This window comes from Gluconobacter sp. Gdi (assembly GCF_014132155.1).
In the GTDB taxonomy this organism is placed as follows: domain Bacteria; phylum Pseudomonadota; class Alphaproteobacteria; order Acetobacterales; family Acetobacteraceae; genus Gluconobacter.
The window spans coordinates 1-835 of record NZ_BLJQ01000052.1; the positions used below are offsets into that span (position 1 = coordinate 1).

Below are 835 nucleotides of genomic sequence, written 5' to 3' on the forward strand. Positions count from 1 at the left end.
GGCTCTGTTGCAAAGTTGGTGCCCCTGTTTGAAACCGCTTTCAGTTTTGGTGTGGGGCACTGCGGATGAGCGATTTCAAGGGACGACATTTCCGGGGTGAGGTGATCCTGTGGGCGGTGCGTTGGTATTGCCGCTACGGGATCAGCTACCGGGACCTGGAAACCATGCTTGCTGAGCGTGGCGTGAGCGTTGATCACTCCACGATTTACCGCTGGGTTCAGCGCTACGCGCCCGAGATGGAAAAACGCCTACGCTGGTATTGGAAACGCCCGGGCTTTTCCCGCAGTTGGCGGGTTGATGAGACCTACATCAAGGTCAAAGGGAAATGGACGTATCTCTATCGGGCGGTCGATAAGGAGGGCGATACGATTGATTTCTATCTGTCACCGACCAGGAACGCCAAGGCTGCCAAACGTTTCCTGGGCAAGGCAGTGAGCGGACTGAAGGACTGGGAAAAACCAGAGACGATCAACACGGACAAGGCCCCGGCCTATGGTATCGCGATCAAAGAGCTAAAAAAGGACGGTAAGCTGCCAGGCACAATGCAGCATCGTCAGGTGAAATACCTGAACAACGTGATCGAGGCCGATCACGGCAAGCTCAAGCAGTTGATCAGGCCAGTGCGTGGTTTCAAAACGCTGAAAACCGCTTACGCGACAATCAAGGGTTTCGAGGTCATGCGCGCCTTGAAAAAAGGGCAGGCTCAGCTCTTCCAGTTCCAGAAAGGCATCATGGGAGAAGTGCGCCTAATCGAAAGGCAGTTCGGGGTCTACACTTACTAAAAACCCCGAAAATCAGGCCCGCTTCAAATCTTGCCCGACTTTGCAACAGTGCC

General features: G+C 54.4%; 1 protein-coding gene. It reads left to right on the forward strand.

Going from position 1 to position 835, the window contains the following annotated elements; all coding sequences use genetic code 11:
- The first annotated feature begins 65 nt into the window (after positions 1-65).
- Positions 66-782, forward strand: a complete 717-nt coding sequence (locus JN414_RS16405) for an IS6 family transposase (protein ID WP_202208876.1) — start codon at positions 66-68, stop codon at positions 780-782.
- Positions 783-835: the final 53 nt, after the last annotated feature.